1 protein-coding gene is annotated in these 250 nt (G+C 42.4%); it reads right to left on the bottom strand.

Going from position 1 to position 250, the window contains the following annotated elements:
• Positions 1–250, bottom strand: a 250-nt coding sequence (locus AC3II9_RS22180) for an aldehyde dehydrogenase family protein (RefSeq protein ID WP_489158903.1), incomplete at both ends; no start/stop codon positions are given.

Here is a 250-nt window from a genome sequence, read left to right as displayed (position 1 = left end):
AAACCAAACTCGGTATCGTTCGCCATTGCTACTGCTTCATCTTCAGTTTTAAAGCGGAATAGTGGTGCAAGCGGACCAAAGGTTTCTTCTTTAGACACTTTCATGTCTTGCGTTACGCCAGTTAAAACTGTTGGTTCAAAGAAAGTACCGCCCAGTGCTGAACGTTGACCACCAATACGAATTGTTGCACCTTTCTCAGTTGCATCTGCAATATGAGACTGAACTTTTGCAATCGCATCTTCATCAATTA

It is taken from the genome of Lysinibacillus sp. RU7 (assembly GCF_057837305.1).
The sequence above is the reverse complement of the archived record's forward strand: the minus strand, read 5'-3'. Positions and strand labels throughout refer to the sequence as shown.